17 protein-coding genes and 1 tRNA gene are annotated in these 22144 nt (G+C 44.8%); 9 read left to right on the top strand and 9 right to left on the bottom strand.

The window, feature by feature from the left end; translation table 11 throughout:
- Window positions 1–84: 84 nt before the first annotated feature.
- Window positions 85–1224 (bottom strand): response regulator, encoded by a 1140-nt coding sequence (locus tag CLV82_RS08760; RefSeq protein ID WP_133643934.1) that lies wholly within the window; start codon window positions 1222–1224, stop codon window positions 85–87.
- Between the two features lie 207 nt (window positions 1225–1431).
- On the opposite strand from CLV82_RS08760, the gene CLV82_RS08765 reads away from it, so the two are divergent.
- The 3 genes from CLV82_RS08765 to CLV82_RS08775 are packed head-to-tail and all read left to right on the top strand — an operon-like array spanning window position 1432 to window position 7248.
- The gene (locus tag CLV82_RS08765; RefSeq protein WP_133643935.1) at window positions 1432–4500 is read left to right on the top strand and encodes an MFS transporter; all 3069 of its coding nucleotides are present in this window, start codon (window positions 1432–1434) and stop codon (window positions 4498–4500) included.
- Complete coding sequence (locus CLV82_RS08770; protein ID WP_133643936.1) at window positions 4475–5719, top strand: hypothetical protein; 1245 nt, start codon at window positions 4475–4477, stop codon at window positions 5717–5719. Before CLV82_RS08765 ends, CLV82_RS08770 begins: the two co-directional genes overlap by 26 nt.
- Before the next feature lie 35 nt (window positions 5720–5754).
- On the top strand, window positions 5755–7248 hold the full coding sequence (locus tag CLV82_RS08775; protein ID WP_166636689.1) for a cellulase family glycosylhydrolase: 1494 nt from the start codon (window positions 5755–5757) through the stop codon (window positions 7246–7248).
- A gap of 59 nt (window positions 7249–7307) precedes the next feature.
- On the opposite strand, the gene CLV82_RS08780 is transcribed toward CLV82_RS08775, so the two are convergent.
- The 3 genes from CLV82_RS08780 to CLV82_RS08790 all read right to left on the bottom strand — a co-directional run bounded on the left by CLV82_RS08780 (window position 7308) and on the right by CLV82_RS08790 (window position 10255).
- On the bottom strand, window positions 7308–8537 hold the full coding sequence (locus CLV82_RS08780; RefSeq protein ID WP_133643938.1) for a glycosyltransferase: 1230 nt from the start codon (window positions 8535–8537) through the stop codon (window positions 7308–7310).
- A 214-nt stretch (window positions 8538–8751) separates the two neighbouring features.
- Complete coding sequence (locus tag CLV82_RS08785) at window positions 8752–9981, bottom strand: MATE family efflux transporter (protein ID WP_133643939.1); 1230 nt, start codon at window positions 9979–9981, stop codon at window positions 8752–8754.
- Window positions 9968–10255, bottom strand: coding sequence for a hypothetical protein (locus tag CLV82_RS08790; RefSeq protein WP_133643940.1), 288 nt, complete (start codon window positions 10253–10255; stop codon window positions 9968–9970). The genes CLV82_RS08785 and CLV82_RS08790 overlap by 14 nt, the downstream gene beginning before the upstream one ends.
- Before the next feature lie 197 nt (window positions 10256–10452).
- Here CLV82_RS08790 and CLV82_RS08795 point away from each other — a divergent pair, with 197 nt between their 5' ends.
- Window positions 10453–12510 carry a tetratricopeptide repeat protein gene (locus tag CLV82_RS08795; protein ID WP_133643941.1) on the top strand — a complete coding sequence of 686 codons (2058 nt, stop codon included), beginning with the start codon at window positions 10453–10455 and terminating at the stop codon, window positions 12508–12510.
- A gap of 34 nt (window positions 12511–12544) precedes the next feature.
- Here the strand turns inward: CLV82_RS08795 and CLV82_RS08800 are convergent, their stop codons facing one another.
- The 5 genes from CLV82_RS08800 to CLV82_RS08820 form a co-directional block, all read right to left on the bottom strand.
- Window positions 12545–13255 (bottom strand): LytR/AlgR family response regulator transcription factor, encoded by a 711-nt coding sequence (locus tag CLV82_RS08800; RefSeq protein WP_133643942.1) that lies wholly within the window; start codon window positions 13253–13255, stop codon window positions 12545–12547.
- On the bottom strand, window positions 13252–13575 hold the full coding sequence (locus CLV82_RS08805) for an Hpt domain-containing protein (protein ID WP_133643943.1): 324 nt from the start codon (window positions 13573–13575) through the stop codon (window positions 13252–13254). Before CLV82_RS08805 ends, CLV82_RS08800 begins: the two co-directional genes overlap by 4 nt.
- 4 nt (window positions 13576–13579) lie before the next feature.
- Complete coding sequence (locus CLV82_RS08810) at window positions 13580–15934, bottom strand: PAS domain-containing sensor histidine kinase (protein ID WP_133643944.1); 2355 nt, start codon at window positions 15932–15934, stop codon at window positions 13580–13582.
- Window positions 15924–16469, bottom strand: a complete 546-nt coding sequence (locus tag CLV82_RS08815) for a heme NO-binding domain-containing protein (protein WP_133643945.1) — start codon at window positions 16467–16469, stop codon at window positions 15924–15926. The genes CLV82_RS08810 and CLV82_RS08815 overlap by 11 nt, the downstream gene beginning before the upstream one ends.
- 77 nt (window positions 16470–16546) lie before the next feature.
- Window positions 16547–16948 carry a response regulator gene (locus CLV82_RS08820; protein WP_133644503.1) on the bottom strand — a complete coding sequence of 134 codons (402 nt, stop codon included), beginning with the start codon at window positions 16946–16948 and terminating at the stop codon, window positions 16547–16549.
- A gap of 232 nt (window positions 16949–17180) precedes the next feature.
- Here CLV82_RS08820 and CLV82_RS08825 point away from each other — a divergent pair.
- The 5 genes from CLV82_RS08825 (at window position 17181) to CLV82_RS08845 (ending at window position 22121) form a co-directional block, all read left to right on the top strand.
- A tRNA-Arg gene (locus tag CLV82_RS08825) sits at window positions 17181–17254 on the top strand.
- 838 nt (window positions 17255–18092) lie between these two features.
- Window positions 18093–18590 (top strand): heme-binding domain-containing protein, encoded by a 498-nt coding sequence (locus CLV82_RS08830; protein WP_133643946.1) that lies wholly within the window; start codon window positions 18093–18095, stop codon window positions 18588–18590.
- A gap of 218 nt (window positions 18591–18808) precedes the next feature.
- Entirely contained in the window at window positions 18809–21187 is a 2379-nt protein-coding gene (locus CLV82_RS08835) for a TonB-dependent receptor (RefSeq protein WP_243744176.1), read from the top strand.
- A gap of 11 nt (window positions 21188–21198) precedes the next feature.
- Window positions 21199–21669, top strand: coding sequence for a thioredoxin family protein (locus CLV82_RS08840; protein WP_133643947.1), 471 nt, complete (start codon window positions 21199–21201; stop codon window positions 21667–21669).
- Between the two features lie 47 nt (window positions 21670–21716).
- Window positions 21717–22121 carry a hypothetical protein gene (locus CLV82_RS08845; protein ID WP_133643948.1) on the top strand — a complete coding sequence of 135 codons (405 nt, stop codon included), beginning with the start codon at window positions 21717–21719 and terminating at the stop codon, window positions 22119–22121.
- Window positions 22122–22144: the final 23 nt, after the last annotated feature.

A 22144-nucleotide genomic window follows, 5' to 3' on the forward strand; every position in this document is an offset into this window, starting at 1 on the left:
CAAGAAAAGCCAAACTGTAAAGTTTGGCTTTTTGCATAAGCAGGTCAATACGACCGATTTGGGGAATCGGGGTAATCATCTTTATCAACGATAATGGGTTGCTATTTGTGCCAGCTGCCCGACGATCCTGAACGAATCTTTCATTGAAAGCTTGGAACCATCCGCATGGATCCAGCGATTCAGGGGCTTTTCACAGATTAGGTCCTGTACCTGTTCTTTCCCGTAGAATTTCCTCATCCGCATAAAAATTTCAACATCGAAAAGCCATCTTGTAATGAACTTTTTGGTGAACATGTGCTGTGCAACATCTCTTCTCATGATCTTGGCGCCACACTGGGTATCCTTAAAGGGCATATGCAGTATTTTTTGTATGATGAGGTTGATCGACTTACTGATCAGTTTACGCGCACCGTCCTTGCTGATATTGGCTCCCATCCGGTTGATCCTGGAGCCACTGACGATCTTGTATTCTGATTTCTTTATGGTCTGCACCAGGCTATCAAAATCACTGAAATCCGTAGACAGGTCCGCGTCAAGATACCCGATGAAGTCATATTGAGGATCTTGTACCATATGCCTTATTCCCAAGCGAACCGCTTCGGCCTTACCCCCGTTCTTCTCACAGTTATAGATGCTGATATGATCTTCATTTCCTTCTCTCAATGCCTCCAGGACCTGAAGGGTATTATCGGTACTTCCATCATTTACAAAACACAGGTGGTACCCCAGGTTTCCGGAGGTAAAAGCTTTGAAATCAGCGCTGCTCAGGCGCTCTTCTTCGTTATAACAGGGGATGATGACTCCCACACAGTACTCCTGCAGTACCTGCTCTTCCTGGAAGTCTGCAAGCGTTTCCCGGGGAGTGGACTTACCGGCGATTCGCTGAACCCGGGCAGCCATTTCATTGAGGGTAACAGGCTTCTTCATATAATCATTTATCCCTAACTCGAATCCTTTTAAAATGGTCTTTTCATCAGTATTGCCCGACATCACAAGAACAGGGACATCCGATTTACGAGTAACCCGGATATGCCTGATCACTTCAAGTCCGGAAATGTCCGGCATATTGATATCCAGAATCACCAGGTCCGGTTCGTGAAAATCGAAGAGCATCATCGCGTGTTCCCCGCATGGAGCCGTTTTAATGGTATGTCCCATTTCGGTCAGTCTTTTTTCTACGGATAGAAGAATAAGGGGTTGGTCATCGATTGCAAGAATTTTCATAGGTCAAGAATTTGGTTGTTAGGTTTGCATGGTTTTTTACCACTTGTATGACACAAATCTAGGACGCATTGACGTCAATCTAGGAGGGGGAAAGATGAGTGACGGGTTTCTGTAGACCAATGGAAGACAACTGCCGCCCGTTGATTACCAAGGTTTTCTACAATATATCTAGCTTTATTTTGTTTTAAATTATTAGAGATCAACCTAATGCAAAAAACCAATGTCTTATTGGTGCTCGCCCTGTTTTCAGGACTTGCTTTCCACGGTTCAGCCATGTTCTTCACCCTGGAGAGTACATATGATGCACTGATCCATCTATTCTTTGCTGATCATTACGCTACAGATTGGTTTCAATCCTGGGATTATCGATGGTATACGGGTTTCAGCGTGCACGGATACCCTCCCTTGGTACACCAGGTGATGGGCCTACTATCGCTGGCTGGCGGACTGAAATTTGGCATGTTTACCGTAGCCCTAACAGGGGTGCTGCTCTTTATTACAGGGGTCTACAGGTTTACTTACCTGCTGACCTCTGATGAACGGATAGCAGGATATGGCGCACTGGCCGCTGTTTTCTCTTCCTCCTTTGTAGAAACATTACACCTGTTCGGCCAGCTACCCAGTATTATAGGGCTATCCGTACTGCTCCATGCGTTACCCGAAGTATACCTCTGGATCAGGGAAGGCAGCTACCGGAAACTATGGAGAGCTCTTGCCCTGATCGCAGTGACGGTGACCTCACACCATGTGACACCTATTTTCGGGATGGTATTTTTTATATTTCCCGTGATAGGGTTAGCCCTAATGGATAAGACCAGGGAACGGGTGATCCACCATAAGGCAATCACATTCAGGGCCTTTTTCACCTCTTTTAAGCGGGTTTTCTGGAGGATTTTCAGTTTCGGATTATCCAGCCTGCTATTGATTATTACCTGCATTCTGCCATACTGGATCAATTCCAGGCAGAACCCCATAACACAGGTGCCCATCCCGCATGGATCAAGGGATAATTTTCTTGAAGTCAGCTCTTCAGGCCTTGTATTTTTCTTGATTCCATGGGGAATATTACTGCTCATACTGCCCTATATTTTCTATAGATTTTTTAGTAAAAGATTACTCTTCTTTGGCTTGTCATTCAGTATAATGGCCTTGTTGGGGACAGGAGGTACAACCCCACTTCCCAGGATGCTGCTTGGAGATACTGCCTTTAATATACTGACCCTGGACCGTTTTACCCTTTGGGCATCTATTTTGGCTTTACCTATTCTGGCAGAATTCCTGTTCCGCTTTTTGGAAGGAGATTTCAGGGAATGGCTTAAAACCCGATTTGGCAGCCTGTATCCGAAAATATTAGGCGGTGGCTTCCTTGCCGGTATTCTGCTCATGGTGATTTTCAGTATGAGCCTGGGCTATTTCAGACCTTCACAACCACAGAAAATAGAAATGTTACCAATTGTGAATTTCCTGAACCAGGATGAACACGACCGGTGGCGATACCTTCCCCTTGGATTCGGGGATCAGATGGCGTGGCTCTCTGCCCAGACCAATGCTCTGACCGTGGATGGGAACTACCACTCGGCCAGGAGGCTACCTGAGTTGACCACCAGGGCCGTAGAACGCCTGGAAAATTCAAAATTCCGTGGGGTTGAGGGGATTGGGTCACTGCAGCAATTCCTGACAATTCCGGAGAAATATCATTTAAAGTATGTCTTTTCTAACGATAAATTCTACGATCCGTTGTTATACTTCTGTGGGTGGCAACGGCTGCAGCAATTAGAGAACGGGATCATGGTTTGGGAGAAACTTAATATCGCCCCCTTACCTCCTGTACTCCCCGGCGAGGCCACGGCACCCTGGCTGAACCTGATGTGGGGTCTCCTCCCTGTTAGTACGCTTATAATTGCATTTATCCTTATGGTGCAATTGCCATGGTGGAGGGCTATCTACAGGGACGACGGAAAGCAGGGCAAAAAGTTGGGATACCCACCGCAGTTACAGCATTTTTCTTCCACTGTAGCCTATTTAACGAAAGGTTGGGGATTTTTAATGCTGACCCTTTTAGTTGGATTACTGGTCTCGTTCTGGAACGGAGAACAACATCAGCAAAGCCCGGAAACACTATTGACCGCGTATTATGATGCCCTGGATTTTAAAGACTTTGAAAGAGCCTATAGTTACCTGGATCCGGAAGAAGGAAAATCATTAGCCCAGTATATGCTGGAAGTGTCCGTGAGTGACGGAATTCTAAGTTCCTATGCCAAATTGGACCGGGTAGGGATAGAAGTGTTATTTATGGATTCCCAAAACGCAAAGGCAAAAGTAAGAGCCAGCTGGATCACCCCATTGGAACAAGTGGATAAAGAATTTGAACACAGATTGGTGAAGCGGAAGGATAGATGGTACTTGGTACCACAAGAGAAGACCCGGAAAATACCGGCAGAACAATTCTATGTCAGTAACGAACCCAGGTTTTATAACCATGGGAGAAGAAAGGTCACCACCCAGGCCACCCGCGATGAAGATATCCTGGACCAACCCCGGCTACAGGTAACCCAGGCGCGGATGGTGGTGTATAACGGGCAACTGGCAATTGTGGGAGAAGTCAGAAATATTGATAATATTCCGGCTGATGTCACTCTTACGGCAACAATCTATGATGCTGAAAATTCAGAAATAGCAAGCTATAACGGGATGTACCATCTTAAGCATAAGCTGCTCCCGAAGGAGTCGACTTCTTTTAAGATCCTGTTTGAAGAGACGGCGTGGAATAATAATGAGGATCAGAAACCGGGCACCTATGATCCTGCCCTGCAATTTCCACTGCAGCTGCGATCCCTGCCGACGCGTTTCAACTTGCAGTGTGCGGGCAATATTTCGACTTCAGATCTCTATAAGTCCATAGGATTACAAACCCTGGATATACAGAATGGATTGGTAAATGGAACGCTCTATAATTCAGGGATACAGGAAGTGACAATCCCACAATTATTGGTCTCCTATTATGATGAGGAAGGGAAATTACTCTGGGTGGATCACCAGTTTTTAGAGGATGCGATCAGGGTACAAAGAACCGGGGAGTTCAGTTATCCTCTGCTGGATATTAATCAGTATACTATCCTGGATCAACGAATGGACTTGTGCTTTGTGAACGGCCTTCCAAATCCTGCTTCGGGCTTTACAGGAACCGGTGATATCACTGAACTGCAATACCACCAGGGGGCGGGGTTTGAATACATCAAATTTGATTTAAATGGCTATGTTGGAAACCCGAAATAATATTTTGTTGCTGTTCCTAACAATTCTCTTCCTTGGCTCCGCATGCCGGTATAAGGAAGAAAGCACCACAGCTGTTAGGGTACAGGCAAAACTGCTGACTCAAGAGCTGGAATTTACAGCCGGTGACAAAGTGGAACAGGTGTTTGCAGTGTCCCCAGGAATTCAACCGTTCTTAATGGTAGACGGGTCCCTGGGGATCAGTGTACTGAACTCCAGACTTATCGGAGATCAGTATTTTTTTCTCTGGTCCGATCACTTAAGTGAAAAATCGGGTTCTTTTCAATGGAAACTCCTGGCTGGAGGGGATGTGGTGCTATCGGGCAAAGTAGAGATTACTCCTGCCACACCCAATACCGGTATCCTGGAAACCTACCTGGGACCAAAAAGGATCTTTAGTGGTGAGGAGTACAAGAGTATGCTGGTAAGTATCCCTACCGACAAGTTTGATAACCCAATAGCACCCGGCCAGTCTACAGAGGTACATATGAGGAGTACAGACGGTATTTCTACGATACCCTCGGTTCAGGAGGATCTGATTGTATGGACTCCTATCCCCGGATCTAACCAGGCACAACAGCTGAAATTGGCCGCTGTGCTTCCAGGCTCCAGGAGTAGGGAACAAACTCTGGAAGTGAGTCCATCTGTACCAATGCCTTTTCCCGTATTATCAGACACTTCCAGGGGTTTTGCAGATGGAAAAGAGCTGCTGCAAATAAGAACAGGTATGGTCCGGGATCGCTACGGCAATATCCTCGCCGATGGCACCCTTGTCAGGTTCCAGGTTGAAAACTCCAGTGGCTTTAAACTATTTACAGAGGGAAAGCTCATCAACGGTATGGCCAGTGCAGCCATGCTTCATCCAACTTCCCCGGGTAGTTGGAAGATAGAGGCAGTCGTGGGCGGTGTACTATCCAGCGAGCCTTTAATGGTGAGCTTTGAGATGGCTGTAACAGGTTATAATTTAAGGCAGGACCAGGATATTCCAGGAAAACTATATGTAGAACAGGTAAGCGGGGTGATGGGGCAAATGATACAGGATGGATTCCCGGTAAGTATCAGTTTAAAGGATCCTGAATTCCAGCTTTTACTCGAAAAGAATATGGAGCTCGAGGATGGCGGATTGACAGTTGACCTGGGATCGGAAAAACTTTCGCCGGGTAAATATCTACTCGCGGTCAATATCGGTGGATTTAAAAGGACGATGGAAATAGTATTATGAGAGGTTCTTACAATAAAAATAGTTACAGGTTACTTTTGCTTATTTCTTTCCTAGCCGTGAATGTATTGATCCTATTAGGTATCAGTAAGACGTGGACTTATTTTAATTCCGGGGCAGAACGCTCTGATATGCTTCACCTGGGTACGGGAGTAACCAGGGGGCCCAAAGCCGAGGTGGTATGGCAGGAGGGGAGATCGAGGGGTAGACCGGTATCCCGGCAGGAGAGAAACGAGATAGAAAAGGGGTACCTGCTGGCATGGCGATCCATGGAAAAATCTTTAGCCAGTAATTCCGTGGAGTGGGCTGCTGACCGTTTTACCGACCAGGCCCTCCATCGTTTGAAGCGTCAGCTTATTCACAATTCCCAAGAGGGAGTAACAGTAAAGGGAGTGACATTGGAACATCATCCCCGGATCGAATTTTACAGCGCGGATGGCAAAATTGTTGTGATCAGGGATGACAGGTTGGTACAATACCGGGAAACCTTTTTGGATGATGCCTTGCTGACAGCTGACACGGATACCTTATCGTATAAATTTATCTTACTCCTGCAGGATGGTAACTGGCGAATAAGACAAGTAATAAAAACCACGTGGGGCAAAACTGAAAACGCATCTGAGCCGGCGATAATAAAGACTGCCGCTCTTACCAACGAGATCCGGGGGTTCAACTATTATCCGCGTGAATCAGCCTGGAAGATCTTCGGCCCTGGTTTTGATCCGGATCCCATCAGTACCGATTTCGATAATATTTCTTCCATGGGCTTCAATACGATCCGTGTCTTTGTTCCCTACCAGGAGTTCAACCAGGCTGGGACATCTGCACTGGGAATGATGCAGCTTCAGCAAATGATGGATATCGCATCGGAAAACGACTTAAGGGTAATGATCACCCTCTTTGATTTTTATGGGAATTACGACCAGGGTGATTGGTTAGCTACTCACCGACATGCTGAACATCTTGTAAAGTTCCTGAAAGATCACCCCGCACTTTTAGCCTGGGATATAAAAAATGAACCTGACCTTGATTTTAAAAACCGGGGTCAGGATAATGTGGTTTCCTGGCTGAAGAATATTATTCCGTATGTAAGAAAATGGGACCCGGATCACCCCGTTACGATAGGTTGGTCCAGCCCTGAAGCTGCGGGTCTACTTGAGGAAGACGTTGATTTTGTCTCTTTTCATTATTACGATAGCCCGGCTGATTTCCAAAAACGTTATCATACATTAAAAAAGCGGGTCCATAAACCAATCTTACTGCAGGAATTTGGATATTCTTCTTATTCCGGGTTATGGAATCTTTACATGGGATCAGAGCAAAAACAAGGGGAATATTATCGCGACATGATGCAGACCATAAGATCGGAAAATCTGCCATTTTTATCCTGGACCCTTTACGATTTTGATGAGATACCGGGTAAGGTCACAGGTTCACTTCCATGGAGAAAGAAACCACAAGGATATTTTGGTGTTATAGACGGGCAGGATAATGAGAAAGAAGCGCTGCAATACCTCAAGACAGGAAAATAAAAAGAGGAGTCAGCCCAGGGCATACCTCCTCTTTTCTCTCAACCTAACAAAACCGATCTTTATACTTTCACTGTATCTTTTCTCTTCTTAAGGGGCAACTTGAATTTCTTCTGTTTTTTCACTTTCAGTGCAATGAATAATTCTATATAACGAGCAGCGATCTCAGACATCGGCAGCGAGCAGGCAGCCTTATAATTAGCTTTTGAAAGTTGTACACGGTACGGGTCGTCAGTGAGGATTTTATAGATAGCCCTGGCCATGGAAAGTGCACATTCGGGCTCAAAGAACTCCCCTTGGTAACCTTCTTCACGAACCAGGATTCCCAGGTCGCCGAGATCGGGTAATACGACCGCTTTACCATAACTGCCGGCCTGGTGAAGCACCCCCGAACTCCCGGTGGTCGAGGTATAAGGAAATACCACTACGCTGCTGTCCCTGAAGAGCGAGGGTACATCCTCTTCGGCAACGTAACCAGTATACCGGATATTTTCAACATTGCTGTAACGTTCAGCTACATTTTCCAGGTAACCCGGGGTATTCGGACTATCGGTTCCAGCAATGACGAGCTCAACCGGGATGTCGCATTCTTGCCGGACGATCTCTATGGCTTCGATCAGCACCTCTACTTTTTTATAGGTTCCGAATTTTCCAAATGCCATTACCTGCCGGGGTCCCCCGGGGAGATCAAAAGAAGGTAGAGCCGGGGTTTCAAAAGACCCATGGGGTACCAGGGTGACATTCCGGCACTGATACTTTTTTTCCAGGATGTCTACATATTTGCTGATCGTGACCGCAACTACATCCGAGGCGAGAACAACCCGGGTGAGCATACTCCCGATAAATCCATAGAGCTTCTGAAGCACTTTATTTCTCGTTATGCCGGCATTCTCCAGGTCTACCTGCTCCATAATATTGTGAAGCAGCGAAATGGTCGGTATTCCCCGTAACCTGCAAAGGGCAGGCAATATTAACCCGAGGGCGGCAGGAATTTTTCGGTCCCCGAATTTCAGGAATTGAAGGTTAAAAAGAACAGCATCCGGCCGGGTTTCCCTGATAGCTTTATCGATCTTGAAGATGTTGGATATATCGTTGAATTTCCAACATTCTTTAAGGGTGATCTTACATCCTTCTTCTTCAAAAGACAGATCTATAGTCCCCGTGGTCCGGTCAGTAATTAGTATGATCTCACTTATTGCTTCCTGTTGCCTGAAGTGCCTGACAAGGTGATATCCATATTCGGTCAGGGTTACTTTACTAGGGGGGTAAGCAGTTACAATAGCTAATTTCATCGGTTTAATTTTAAGGTCAGATTTGACGGTTATTTTCAGGCAAAGTAATTGATAATTAATCCTTTATGGATATGATTGTAGGTCGACGGGACGCTGCTGTAGACGAATGCCGGGTTCCTGCTGTTAAATGGGGAATGGGCAAACCGGGGTATGAGCTACGACTAATAATAAGCCGGAGACCTGTTAAGGAACTCCGGCGAAGTATATGAGTAGGTTAGCGCATTATATTTTTGTAAGCAAAATAGATCAGCTGGCTGATGAGCAGGAAAGTCATCACCACGATCTGCAGTTGCACGACCATGTCAAGGCTGCTATGGAATAAGATGATCAGGAGTACCTGGGAGATGCCGAAAATACCGGACCACATTACCGGGATATAATCATCCAGGCACAGGAAATAGTAAGCAAAGATATTAGAGATCGCGAAGAGGGAGGTGGCCAGGGCATATTGCCATAAAAGTCCGGCCATGGGCAGGTAAGCCTTTCCGAACATCAGCTGAATGATCACCTCAGGGAACAGGTAACATCCCAGAATGATTGTCGAAGCAAACATACCGATATACATTACGTATTTGTAAAGTAATGGATTGGTATTCTCTCCCCTTTTTTGTCTTTCCAGCACCGCTGGAAGAAGTAACATTACGAACATCCAGGCCACAAAATAAACCACTCTCCCGATCAGGGCCAGGGAGGCATACAAGCCGGCATCCGTATTTTCAAAGAAATGTTTTACCAGGAGGATATCGCTGTTGTTAATAATGATCTGGGTGAATTCATAACTCGCAGTGATCAGGATAAAACGTGAAACATGGGAATGAGCTGTAGGTTTTAATCGCTCTTTAATTTTAAAGACATTAAGATTTATTCCACCTGGGACGAGCCCGAAAAGAAAGGAGGCTGCAATACCCATGCCGACGAGTAACCCCGGCTTGGCAGGCAATAGTAGCAGGGCTGCCAGGGTAAGCAGCAGGCGGCTCCACATTTCGGCCTGGTAAGAGAGGGACAGCCTGGAATAATGTTGCTTTCCATGGTCCTTCCCCCGTTTAATACTCATGAGGAAATAAAGGGGCACTCCAAAACCAAATGCGGTAAACATCCAGAAATTACTGGTATTGAATAATTGTTGCAAGGCAGGAGCCAGGGCAACCACCAGTAAACCTATACCGACACCTGTAAACAGGCCGGCCTTATAGATATACCGGTGGAAGGCTTTCCAGGTAGATCCTGAAAAGATAACAGTGAATTTGGCCATCGCCAGTTGGAAGGTCATTCCCATAAAGGAAAGTATCAACAGCAATGTGATCAGCAGTGCAGCTTCGGCAAAAACAGCGGGGGTCAGTAACCTGCCTAGAATGAGGTTGTACAGGTAGTTACCCCCGTTTACGAGCAGGATGCTGCCCATAAAAAGTTGTTCCGGGCTTAGGGTTAATTTATGCGTAGTCATAGTTCAAAGGGGTATTAATTTGGGGATAGTCAATATTCTGGAATCCGCCATGTATCTGTAATGGTTTATTCTTAAGCCTGGCAATGGTGTATAATTGCCGGAGAACAGCCAGGTAGTCCGGTGGGAGATATAATGCGGATTCCAGGTGAATGCTGACCGCATCTGCTACAGTCATACAATCTTCTACATATTCCTGAAGCAATTGGGAAGTGGATAAATTACACACCCCTCCGATATTCCAATTTCCAAGTTCGTATCTGATTTTCAGCTCCATGTTATTTGAATTATACCACAAAGATTGGCTGTACTTACGTTTTGAAAAGCTCATTTTAGGTGGATGACGGGTTACTGTAGACGAATGGCAGGATTGACACTTCCGGGATAGGTTAGGGTGGAGGTATCTTTACATTAAACAAAAGGAACCAAATCTAAGATGCAGATTACCTGTGTTTTAGCCTCAATTCTTAACCTATGAAACAATTAACGATTACCCTGTTGCTGATCATTGCATTACCGTTGTTTTCCCAGGATTCCATGGAATCAGGATTCCAGATGTTGGAGAAGGGAAATTATAATCAAGCCCAAAATTTCTTTGCGGATTATTTACAGTCTGAACCGGGGAATAAAACAGCCCGGATCTGTTATGGTCGAGCCCTTGGACTCAATGGCAGGCCTGAGGAAGCCACTTCCTGGTTTGCTCAACTGTCAACCGAATTCCCGGGGGACCTGGAAGTGCTATTGAATTACAATGAATCATTTCTATGGAATGGTCGATTCGAGGAAGCCAGGCCCCTGTACGAGCATCTGTTATTGAAATACCCTGACAATTTCAATCTTCATTTGGGCTATGCCAATACCCTTGCCAACCTTAAATTATACGAACGGGCGCTCTCTACCATCAATATAGCCCTTGCTTTGAAACCCGGGAATCCCGGTGCTATGACCTCAAAGAAGTATATCCTTCTGGGACATGCATATATCCTGGAAAAAAAGTACGATTTTGAAGGTTCAACCCGGGTGCTAAAAGAAGTATTAATTAGCCATCCCATGGATAAAGATGCCTTACTGCAACTGGGCTCAATGTACCTGTCGGCGAATCAACCTGCAAAGGCTAAAGAAGTATACGTTCAACTTCTCAATAATAAGGAGCTCATATTGCAGGGAATGATAGGCCTGGTTTATTCAGAACACCAGAGCCATCATGATGAACTGGCCTTACAATATGCCAGGAGAGCCGTCGCGGAGATCGGTTCAGATACAGATGAAGGATTGATTGAGAAAGCAAAAATATCCCAGATCTATGCACTCCTATGGAATAAAAGAATTAAAGAAGCTAAGAAGCAGGTAGATATATTATTGGCAGAATTCCCGGGTGCAATATGGGTCCTATTACTTAAAGCTTCCCTGGGAATGTATTCTGACCGGCCGTCAGAAAGCGCTGATCTTTACAGTAAGGTCCTGGACTCGGTACCCGGTTCTTATGATGCTAATCTTGGCCTGGCCAACGCATTATATTCCCAGGGGGAATACCTTAGGGCTGAACGCGCGGCAAGACAGGTGCTGCAATATTTCCCGCGACAGAGGGATGCCCTGCAACTTGTGGGAAAACTTGCCATGCTCCAGAAACCTGACCTGCAACTAAGAGGATCATATTCCTTTGATAATGGAGGAAACATAGCTTATTCACAACAGCTGAACATCTCTCTGCCAATTTCTCCACGAATAAGAACAGGACTGATGTACGGAGAAAGGGATACAGAAAACTCGGGTTCCGGTGACCAGGCCAGCAGTTCTGTGCTAAGCGGAAGCATCAACTACCTTCCTTGGACGCGTACAGAAATTTCTGCCGGAATTGGTGTGATCAAGTCTGTTTTTACGAATCAGAATTATGTGCAGCCATTGGTACACACAAGTATAAGCACCACTCCATTACCCTTGACGAACCTAAAAGGGAGTTACAGGCGGGAGGTGCAGAATTTCAATGTTGCCTTATTAAGAAGCGAGCTGGTGATGAATCATTATGGATTCAGTATTAATATAGCCAACCAAAAACAGTGGGGTTGGTATAACCAGCTGATGCACACAAGGCAGTCTGATCAGAACCAACGTAACCTGGTTTTCAGTTCGGTTTATCACTCGTTCATTAAATTGAAAGGACTAAAAGTGGGGACTAACCTGCAGTATATCGGGTTCAAGGAACAGTTACCGGAATTGTATTTCAGTCCTGAAGCATATGGGGCGGTGGAAGCATTTGCTTCTTATGATAAGACCATGGGAAAGACGTATTTCTGGGCATCCATGGCAACAGGTGTACAACAGGTGAAAAATGAAAAAGCTGCGGACCTCTTCAGGATGGATATGGAGATCCGGCATCAGTTTTCAGAGCGGTGGCATGCAGGTATAAGTGCTAAGTACAGTAATGTGGCGGCTTCTACAGCCACCGGGTTCGAATTTACGGAATTCGGGCTGCGCCTGCGTTACCTGGTCAGTGATAGCTCGCTGTTTAAAAAAGCGGCTAGGATACAATGATCTGAGATCTAAAGGAGGCTTGCATTCCGGAGGCTTACAAAAGGTTGAGACGTCGCATCAGTTCGGGCCTGTTAGAGCGACTGATAGGGATAACCTGTTTCTCGATAAGGACACTGTTGTCCTCGATATCTACAATGCGATCAAAATTGATGATGAAAGAACGATGGATCTGTAAGAATTGCTGTTCGGGTAATTTTTCCCTGATCTTTTTAAGGGTGGTATGTACGCGGTGAACCGTGTCATCTGTTTTGATTTCTATATAGTCTCCTTTGGCTTCGATCACCTGGATACTCGGCATTTCTATTTTGATCAGCCTGCGGTCTATATTGATGTAAAGATCGTTCTTCCTGTTTTCCTGTTCGCCCTGATCGGAATTACCGGGATGTATGGTGCGGATCGAGTTCCGTACTTTTTTAACGGCCTTTTTAAAACGTTCAGTGGTGATGGGCTTTACCAGGTAATCGATCACGCTTTCGTACTCATAAGCTTCGATAGCGAAATTGGGGTCCGAGGTCGTCAATACGATCTTCGGGGCATTTTGCAAGGTCTGTACAAAGTCGATCCCGCTGAATCCGGGCATATGGATATCCAGAAATACCAGGTCTATATCCTGATGGTTGAGGAATTTTATCCCTTCTATAGCACTGTCGAATTCTCCAACGACCTGTAAGTCGTCTACAGAGGAACACAACTGCGCGACAATAGCCCGTGCTGTGGCTTCGTCATCAATTATTATACAGTTCATACTTTTATATTTTTTATAAAGTGGTCCATGCATTCCAGTATAGCGATAAATTCCTCTGCCATACTGGTTATACCATCCCTAAGCTCTTCCTCGAAGACAGAGGCCCTCTCATAACCATGCTCAAGCCCCAGTACGCTGATCTTGTGTTTAATTTTATGTACATTCAGTGAAGCCGCCCGTGGCATATTATTATTCAGGTTATCCAGGAATTCCTTTTTCTCATTCGGGAATTCACATTTAAGGATATCGATGAACTTTTTCTTGAAGACCTTATCATTACCGGCTAATTCTACGATATAATTTAAGTTCGGCTGTTCCAATTTGTTATTTGAGTATTGTGAAATAAAATGTTGTTCCTTTTCCTATTTTGCTCTCAAGCCAGATCTCGCCACCGTAGAGATTGACAATTTTTTTAACGATAGACAGACCAATACCCGTAGATCGTTCCCCGTCACCAAGGGATTGAAATATCTCGAAAATCTTCTTGTGGTATTCCGGCGGAATACCAACTCCGTTATCGGCGATTCCTAATTTAAAGTGCGTATCATTCTCTTCCGAAAAAATACGTACCACGCCCTTTGGATCCTCAATATTCACCACTGCATTACTGAGCAGGTTCTGGAAGAGCTGGTGCATTTTGGTGGGGTCAGCTTCTACAGTGGGCAGGGTATTCATGATCACTATGTTCACGTGCTCCGGGATATAGATGATCTCCCTGATCTCGCTGACCACTTCATTCAGATCAACTTTCTGCCTTAAAGATGGAGTTTCGTGAATACTGGAGTATTTCAGGATTCCATCAATCAGTTTGTCCATAGCTTCTACCTTCTCCTGCATCATCTGTAAATTGAATACCCCATTCTCATCCAGGACATCAACATAGTCATCATTCAGCCAGGTAGCCAGGGCGCTGATACTGCGGAGGGGTGATTTCAGGTCGTGGGAAACAATATGAGCATAGTCCTGTAGTCCCTGGTTGCTTGCTTCCAGTTCTTTCAGTAAATTTTCCTTCTGTAATTCCAATTCTTTCTGTTCTGTAATATCCAGGTGTATTCCTATTGAACCGACAACTGCCCCTTGTTCATCATACCTGGGAGCACCACTGATAAGCCAATGCCTGATGTTTCCATTCTTGGTTCTAATCTCGATCTCGTATGAATCAGAAATACTGTTTTTGCGATCATGATTTTTCTGTTCCATGAACCCGGTATTTTTTACCAGCAGGATTTCACTGGCTCTGTGCCCAAGTAGTTCTTGTTCAGAATATCCACTCATGCTACAAAAGCTCTGGTTTACCAATTGGATAATGTCATTATTATCTACCTCTATAAGGCCCAGGTTCATATTGGCGATAATACTACTGTATTTTTCTTTCTGTATTTCTAAGTTTTTCTTGTAGGTCTTACGCAGGGTGACATCTGTATAGGTCCAGAGGTGTCCCTGGTAAATATCCTGGTTATAAATAGGGATGAAGTCACGTTCCAGTATCCTCCCATCTTTCATTTCCAGCTCATCTGAAAGTACCACTACTTTTTGTTGCAGAATGCTTTCAATCCTGTTTACGAATCCACTTGGATCAGTAAAATATTCTTTTACCTCTTCAACAGCATCCCTGCAATCCATTCCCTTCAGATCTTCCGGCTTCGCTGGGATGCCGAAAAGTTCGCAGAATTTAATGTTCGTGAGTTCCACCTCGCGGTCTTCGTTCTCCAGAAGCACCCCCATCTGTAGATTGCTGATAAGTGAGGACAGTCTGCTCTGGGATGCTTTCAAAAGATTTTCGGCCGCAATCTCCTTGGTAATATCATCCACCATGGCTACCTGGTAGACTACGTTCCCCGACGCATCCCTAACTGCACTGACCGTAGTTTTAGCCAGGAGAGTCTGCCCGGTCTTAGTCCGGTATTTTTTAACCATAGAAAAAGTGTCCAATTCGCCACGATCCATTCGGGACATCAGAGCTACCGACTCGGCCTGGTCTTCCGGAGCCGAAATATCTGTTACCCTGAGATTTTTAAGTTTCGTATCCGGGTACCCTAACATCTGGCCGAAGGCTTTGTTGGCCTTAAGAATCTTTCCCTTGACCGTAAGAACGATGCCCAGGGGTGAATTTTCCACGATGATATCAAGTTGTCTTTTCTGTTCAGCCAGTAATTGTTTTACTTCTGTTTCCTGGGTAATATCCCTGATGATTCCCTGTGCAGCCACCGCTTCATTATTCTTATTATAGATCAGGCTCCCGTTAACCTGTACATATTTTTCTGAACCATCACGGACTAAGATTTTTGCACGGTAATTTTTTAAAGTTCCGGCCTGTGCCAGTTTCATAAAGGATTCGCTCGTATACTGTGTATAATCAGGATGAACCAACGTATTCAGGTCTAATTGTTCCCGCTCGCAATCAAATCCAAGGAATTCTTTTGCAGCATTATTCATTTTGATCACATGCCCGGAAAGATCCATGACCACATAGGGATCCACTATATTAATGAAGACTCCTTCCAGTTCGGAGGTCTTCTGACTGAGCAGGTTTTCGAGACGTTCATTTGTTACCTCAAGTTTACGGGAGGTAGCATATAGCTCTTTGGATTTTTCCTCCAGAATACTTTCAGCCTGTTTCCGGGCTTTTTTCTGACGCTCAAGGGCCTTTTTTAATAAGATGACCTCCTTATTCTCCATTCTGAACTATATCGAATTTAACACGGGTGCCGTCTTTTTCCAGTAGCTCGTAAGTAACCTGTGATGTAGTATCAAAATGATCAAAGGTTTTCTCGATCAACCCATGTGCCAGGGCATACAATCCCCTGGAGGAACTATAGACCATAGACAGGTGACGCTCCGATTTCTCCAGGATGTGGAAGGTTGGCAATTCCGCATCTGGGTATAATTTCCTGACATGCACATGGATGTGGTCTTCGATAGAGTAGAGGAGACCTATTGGATTGGAATAATTTGCAATCACTTCCGGGTGTGCTGCCCCGAGTCCATTGAACAGGTATTTCCCAAATGTGTATAGTAAATCGTTGACAGGTATCCCTACTTCTTTGTGTAATTCACTGATCAGGGCTACCATCTCGTTAAAATCGTAGGTACCTATAGAAGTATAGATCCCCCCTGATTGCAGTTTTGAATGCTCGATGATATTGTCTGCGATCTCCATCCCAAAATGTTCTTCGACCATTTCAAGGAACTCTGTAAAAATGATGCCCTTCATCCCAAATCGGTTTAGATGTTAAATCTAGGGAATAGCGGTAGCTAAGCGAAAATTTTGTTGTGAATCAGCTAATTATGTTAGGGTTTTACCAATTCGTTGATGTTCCAGTAATTAAAAAGGGTGATCAGCTTAGCTTCGTATTCCTGGTATTTTAATGGTTTTATAACATATCCCGCAATCCCGATCTTATAACATTCCAGCAGGTCCGAATGATTTTTAGATGTGGTAAGAATAATAGTGGGAAGGTATTTGAGAACCTCGTCTTCTTTCAGGATCCTGAGAAATTCGATCCCGTTCATTTTAGGCATGTTCAGGTCTAAGAGGATAATATCTGGTAATTTTGCGCCGGATCGAAGGAATATCAACGCTTCTTCGCCGTTTTTCTTTTCGGTGATCTGGTGGTTGAGATTGGCCTGTTTGAGCGTACGCTGCAGCTTCATGGTCTCAATGGTGTCATCCTCTATAAACAATACATTCATGATCCTCAGGTTCTTATAAAAATTAAAAATCATCAATATTTCCGGATTTTACCAGCGTACTGTAGGCGGAATGCCCGAAACTGTAGATGAATGGACAGAAAGTATGGTTAAATAAGAGCCGGAAAAATGTTCTCATTGAATTACTTCTTGAAATTTAAAGTATTTTATATTTCCATATGCCCCCAGTTTTTCTATTTTTGCACAAAATTTGCTGAACAGGCATTTTTTTGTCGGTCGCGTAGCTCAGCTGGATAGAGCATCTGCCTTCTAAGCAGACGGTCCCAGGTTCGAATCCTGGCGCGATCACTACACTCTCAAAGCCCGCATCAGAAGATGCGGGCTTTTTTATTTCCCATGAACCCGGAAGCTGGTTTATAGGGTTCGAGGTTCGAGGTTTGAGGTTTGACGTGTGCGGTTGGGTAGGTTAAACAAATTTCGAGATTAATCATTAAAATAAAGTTTCCTGTCCCCTTGTCCCTCATGTCTCTCTATGTAACTATTTACCTTTGTACCTGTGTAACGATCTAAGTTCGAAGTTCGAAGTTTGAGGTTCGATGTTCGCGGTTCGCAGTTTGCGGTTATCCCTCCTGTCACTTATGTCATCCTATGTAACTATGTACCTATGTACCTGTGTAACGATTCAAAGTTCGCAGTTCGAAGTTTGAGGTTCGATGTTCGCGGTTCGCAGTTTGCGGTTTGCATTTTGCAGTTTACATAAATGCATTTTTCCACCGCATCACCGCATCACTGCATCACCGTTTCACTCTCCCACCGCATGACGGGGTGACGGTTTCCCGGTTTGCCGGTTTCCACTGCAAGTTTCCTGCACTGAATTCATTTAACTTGAGCATGGGGCGGGGTTAAGAACCCCAGGGTTGATGTAGCAGGCAATGGACAGTATGCAGTAGCCAGTAAGGAGTAGGCAGTTAGTTAAATTTTATTTTCCTGTCACTTTTGTCCCCTATGTCCCCTATGTCCCCTCTGTCACTTTTGTCACACTTTGTAACTATGTACCTCTGTACCTATGTACCTATCTACTCACAACCCATCGTTTTTCCCCCGCAAGATGAACAGCCTTAAACTTTTTGATTAATTTACAATCGTATACAAGACAAGCTAATCAACCATTTAATAAAACGAGATCATGCTTAAAAAAGTTCTCATCGGGTTATTGATCATCTTTATCGCAATCCAGTTCATCAGGCCTTCGAAAAATGAATCAAATGATCTCACCTACGATATTTCTACCCGGTACGAGGTCCCGGGGGAGGTTGATCACCTGCTAAAAATATCCTGTAACGATTGCCATTCCAATAAGACAGTTTATCCCTGGTATGCCGAGGTACAGCCAATAGGGTGGTGGCTTAGCGAACATGTGGAAAATGGCAAACGACATCTGAATTTTTCAGAATTCACCAAAAAGCCAATTGCTGTCCAGAACCATAAATTTGAGGAAACCATAGAAATGATAGAGAAAAAGGCAATGCCGTTAGAGGAATATACCTACCTGGGGCTCCATCCTGAAGCTGACCTGAGCGAGGAGGATAGAAAAGTTATAATAAACTGGGCCAAGACCCAGATGAAATACCTGGAAGAGAATTACCCGGCCGACAGCCTGGTGATGCCGAAACGGAGAAAGTAGCCTGTAACAACCGGGCACCATTGCACCTAACAGCCAGTACATTTTTAGAGAGGCCGGATCAGTCAATTGATCCGGCTTTTTGTTAATACCTGCATCGTGAATATAGGTTCCTGAAACTATTATAAGTGAATATATAACCAGATTATAAAAAGATAGCATGCCTCTTTTTAAGTTGTGTAAATAAATTGTTAGCTTTGTCTAAATTTAAAATTTAGACATTGAAAACACTCAATTCTGGTATTCTAAAATATTTTTCATGCCTGCTGTTATTCCTCGCCTCGCATTCGTATGGGCAGGTGAATGAGGTGCGGGTTTCCGGAACGGTGACTACGGATGGAAAACCCGTGCCTTTTGCCAGTGTATTCCTTAAGAATGGGAAGGCCGGAACCAATACGGATATCGATGGGAATTATGAACTGGATGTTCCCGTTGGGGAATGGATTATTGTAGCTCAATCGCAGGGCTACCGCAGTCAGAGCCGTACGATTACCCTTATGAAAGGTAAGAATGCTGAGGTAGATTTTAAGTTGACAGAGGATGCACTGGGGTTGGAAGGTGTAGTAGTAAGTGCAACTCGGAACCGCATCAGTCGCAAAGAGGCTCCCGTGATCGTAAACGTCCTGAACCCGAAACTATTCAGGGCAACACAGTCCATCTCTCTGGCAGACGGATTAAATTTTCAACCCGGGGTTCGGATAGAAACCAATTGCCAGAATTGCGGGTTTACACAGGTACGTCTCAATGGTCTCGAAGGGCAGTACACCCAGATCCTGGTCAACAGCAGACCCGTATTCAGTGCGCTGAACGGGGTCTACGGTTTAGAGCAGATTCCTGTAAGTATTATCGAAAGGCTGGAAGTAGTGCGCAGCGGTGGATCCGCTTTATTTGGCTCCAATGCTATTGCAGGCACCATCAATGTCATTACCAGGGAACCGGTAATCAATAGCTGGGAAATAAGTTCAAACCTGGGAATCATAGGAGGTACGACAGCCGATAGGAATGTCAATCTTAATGCGTCCATTGTCAGTGAGGACCTGTCAAGCGGTGTTACAGTATACGGGATCTTCAGGGACCGGGATGCCTATGATGCTAACGGGGATGGTTTCAGTGAGATCACCAAGCTGAGTAATAATTCGCTCGGGGCAAAAGCTTTCCTGAGACCAAATGACAACAGCAGGTTAGGGATAGACTTTACAGGAATCCGGGAATACAGGCGAGGGGGTGACCGCATTAACCTGGCTCCGCAGTTCACAGATATAACCGAAGAACTGGATCATAAAACAATCTTCACTGGCGTGGATTACCAGCTTTTTGACGAAACCAGGGAGAATGAATTTACAGCCTATCTCTCTGTTCAACATACAGACCGTGACAGTTATTACGGAGGCCTGGGAGGTGGAAGAACCGCAGCAGACTCTGTTGCAGCCAATAATGCCTTCGGGCTAACGAAAGACCTTGCCATAGTCGCTGGGTCTAAATACACACATACTTTTAAGAATCGTGATATAATAACCACCGGTCTGGAGTACCAATTAAATGATACCGAAGATGCTATCCCGGGGTATAATCGCCTGGTAGATCAGCAAGTGAATAGTTACGGTCTTTATGCCCAGTACGAGTGGAAACCGGTGGAAAAATTCACGGCCCTGTTGGGGGCACGCCTGGATCATGTGGATGTAGATGGGTTTTATACCATTCAGGATGTAGATCGCTCATCGCAGGTAAATGAAACTGTACTCAGCCCCCGGCTTACAGTGCTCTATAATATTTCTGAGTCTTTGCAGTTCAGGGGAGGATATGCCCGCGGTTTCAGGGCACCCCAGGCCTTTAACGAAGATCTTCATATTTCCTCGGTCGGCGGGGAGCAGCGGTTTGTGATTCTCTCAGACGATCTTGAAAATGAATATTCTAATGCGTATACCGCTTCATTGAATTTCACTAAAGATTTCAGGAAAACACAGACCAATTTCCTCCTCGAAGGCTTCTATACCACCCTGCAGAACCCCTTTACTATCGTAAGCACAGGTACTTCGCTCCCTAATGGTTCTATCCTGGAAGAATCGCGGAACGGTTCAGGCGCTTACGTGGCCGGGACAAATATGGAACTGAGTGTCTCTCCGAGCCCTGCATTCCTGTTTAAGGCCGGTGCCACGATACAACGCTCTGTTTACAAGGAAGAACAGTTGCTCTACGAAGCTACGGGGGATGTGCCAGGGGAGCAGGATGTTACTCTGAAAGACTTTGCGCGCTCTCCTAACGTATATGGTTTTATTAATGCTAACTGGACTATGAGCGAAGCCTTTCAACTCGATCTTACAGGGAGTTATACCGGCACTATGATCGTACCCCACGTGATCAGCGACAGCGGTTTCATAAGGCTGGAGGATTCCGAAGATTTTCTTGACCTCACTACCAAACTGACCTATCATTTTGACCTGGCCGAAAACTTCCATGTAGAACTGAGTGGAGGGGTACAGAACCTATTTAATAGTTACCAGGATAACTTTGATTCCGGGCCGCTCCGGGATTCGGATTTCATTTACGGACCCAATCGCCCCAGGACCGTGTTTGTTGGTTTAAAATTCGGAGATTTTTAAAGCATTATGCCATGAAAAATATCATCTTTTTATTCGTACTATGGTTTTCGGGGCTCACGGTTCTGTCGGCCCAACAAGGAGAAGAAATTCAATGGAAAAGCTGGTCTGAACTGGAAATGGCCCTGGCAGAAGAACCCAGGCCTGTATTCATTTTTTTCCACGCAGAATGGTGTGTATACTGTAAGAAACTTGATCGGGAAATTTTCACCAAAACCCCGGTTATCCGGAAGATAAACCGTGAGTATTATGCCGTTAGAATGGATGTTGAAAGCAGGGATACGATCGTTTTTGATGGTCTGACCTTCACCAATAAACAAGCCCTGCGTAAGCGGAATGGAATCCACGAACTGCCTGCACTACTGGCATCAAGGGAAGATAAACCGTTTTCCCTGCCGGCAACCCTTATCTTTAATAAGAATTTTGCTGTAGTAGAAAGGATTTTTGAATATTATACTTCAGCTGAACTACTAAAAACTTTATAAGTCCATCGTAAAGCTCTACTGTTTAGTTTTTTTCCTAATTTTATATAGTGAGCAAACTATCAGCCATAGTATTGTCCCTTTTCATTTTTGTACAGAGCCTGGGGTTACACCCTGACGACCTGATGCAGATCAATGAACTACTCAGCCATGCGCGTTTTCATAGCCAGCAGTACGGTGATAATCTCATCACTTTTATTTCCAAGCATTACGGGGAACTTAAGGCACAGCACGAAATGGATCACCAGGAAGAAAAAGACGATCACGAAAAATTACCCTTCCAGCACCAATGCAATAACATATTAGTTCTGAATCTGATCTTCACCCCGTATAACCCGGGAATCAGTTTTTGTATTACCCGGGAGAAGAAGAAAACCAACTACAATTATATTGCCCGTAATAGTAAAGGACATTATAAGAAATTATTTCAGCCACCGATAAGAGCAAATGCTTAATTAAGGGGACAGGTCTGCCCTGT

Source organism: Zeaxanthinibacter enoshimensis (genome assembly GCF_004362865.1).
Taxonomy (GTDB): Bacteria; Bacteroidota; Bacteroidia; order Flavobacteriales; family Flavobacteriaceae; genus Zeaxanthinibacter; species Zeaxanthinibacter enoshimensis.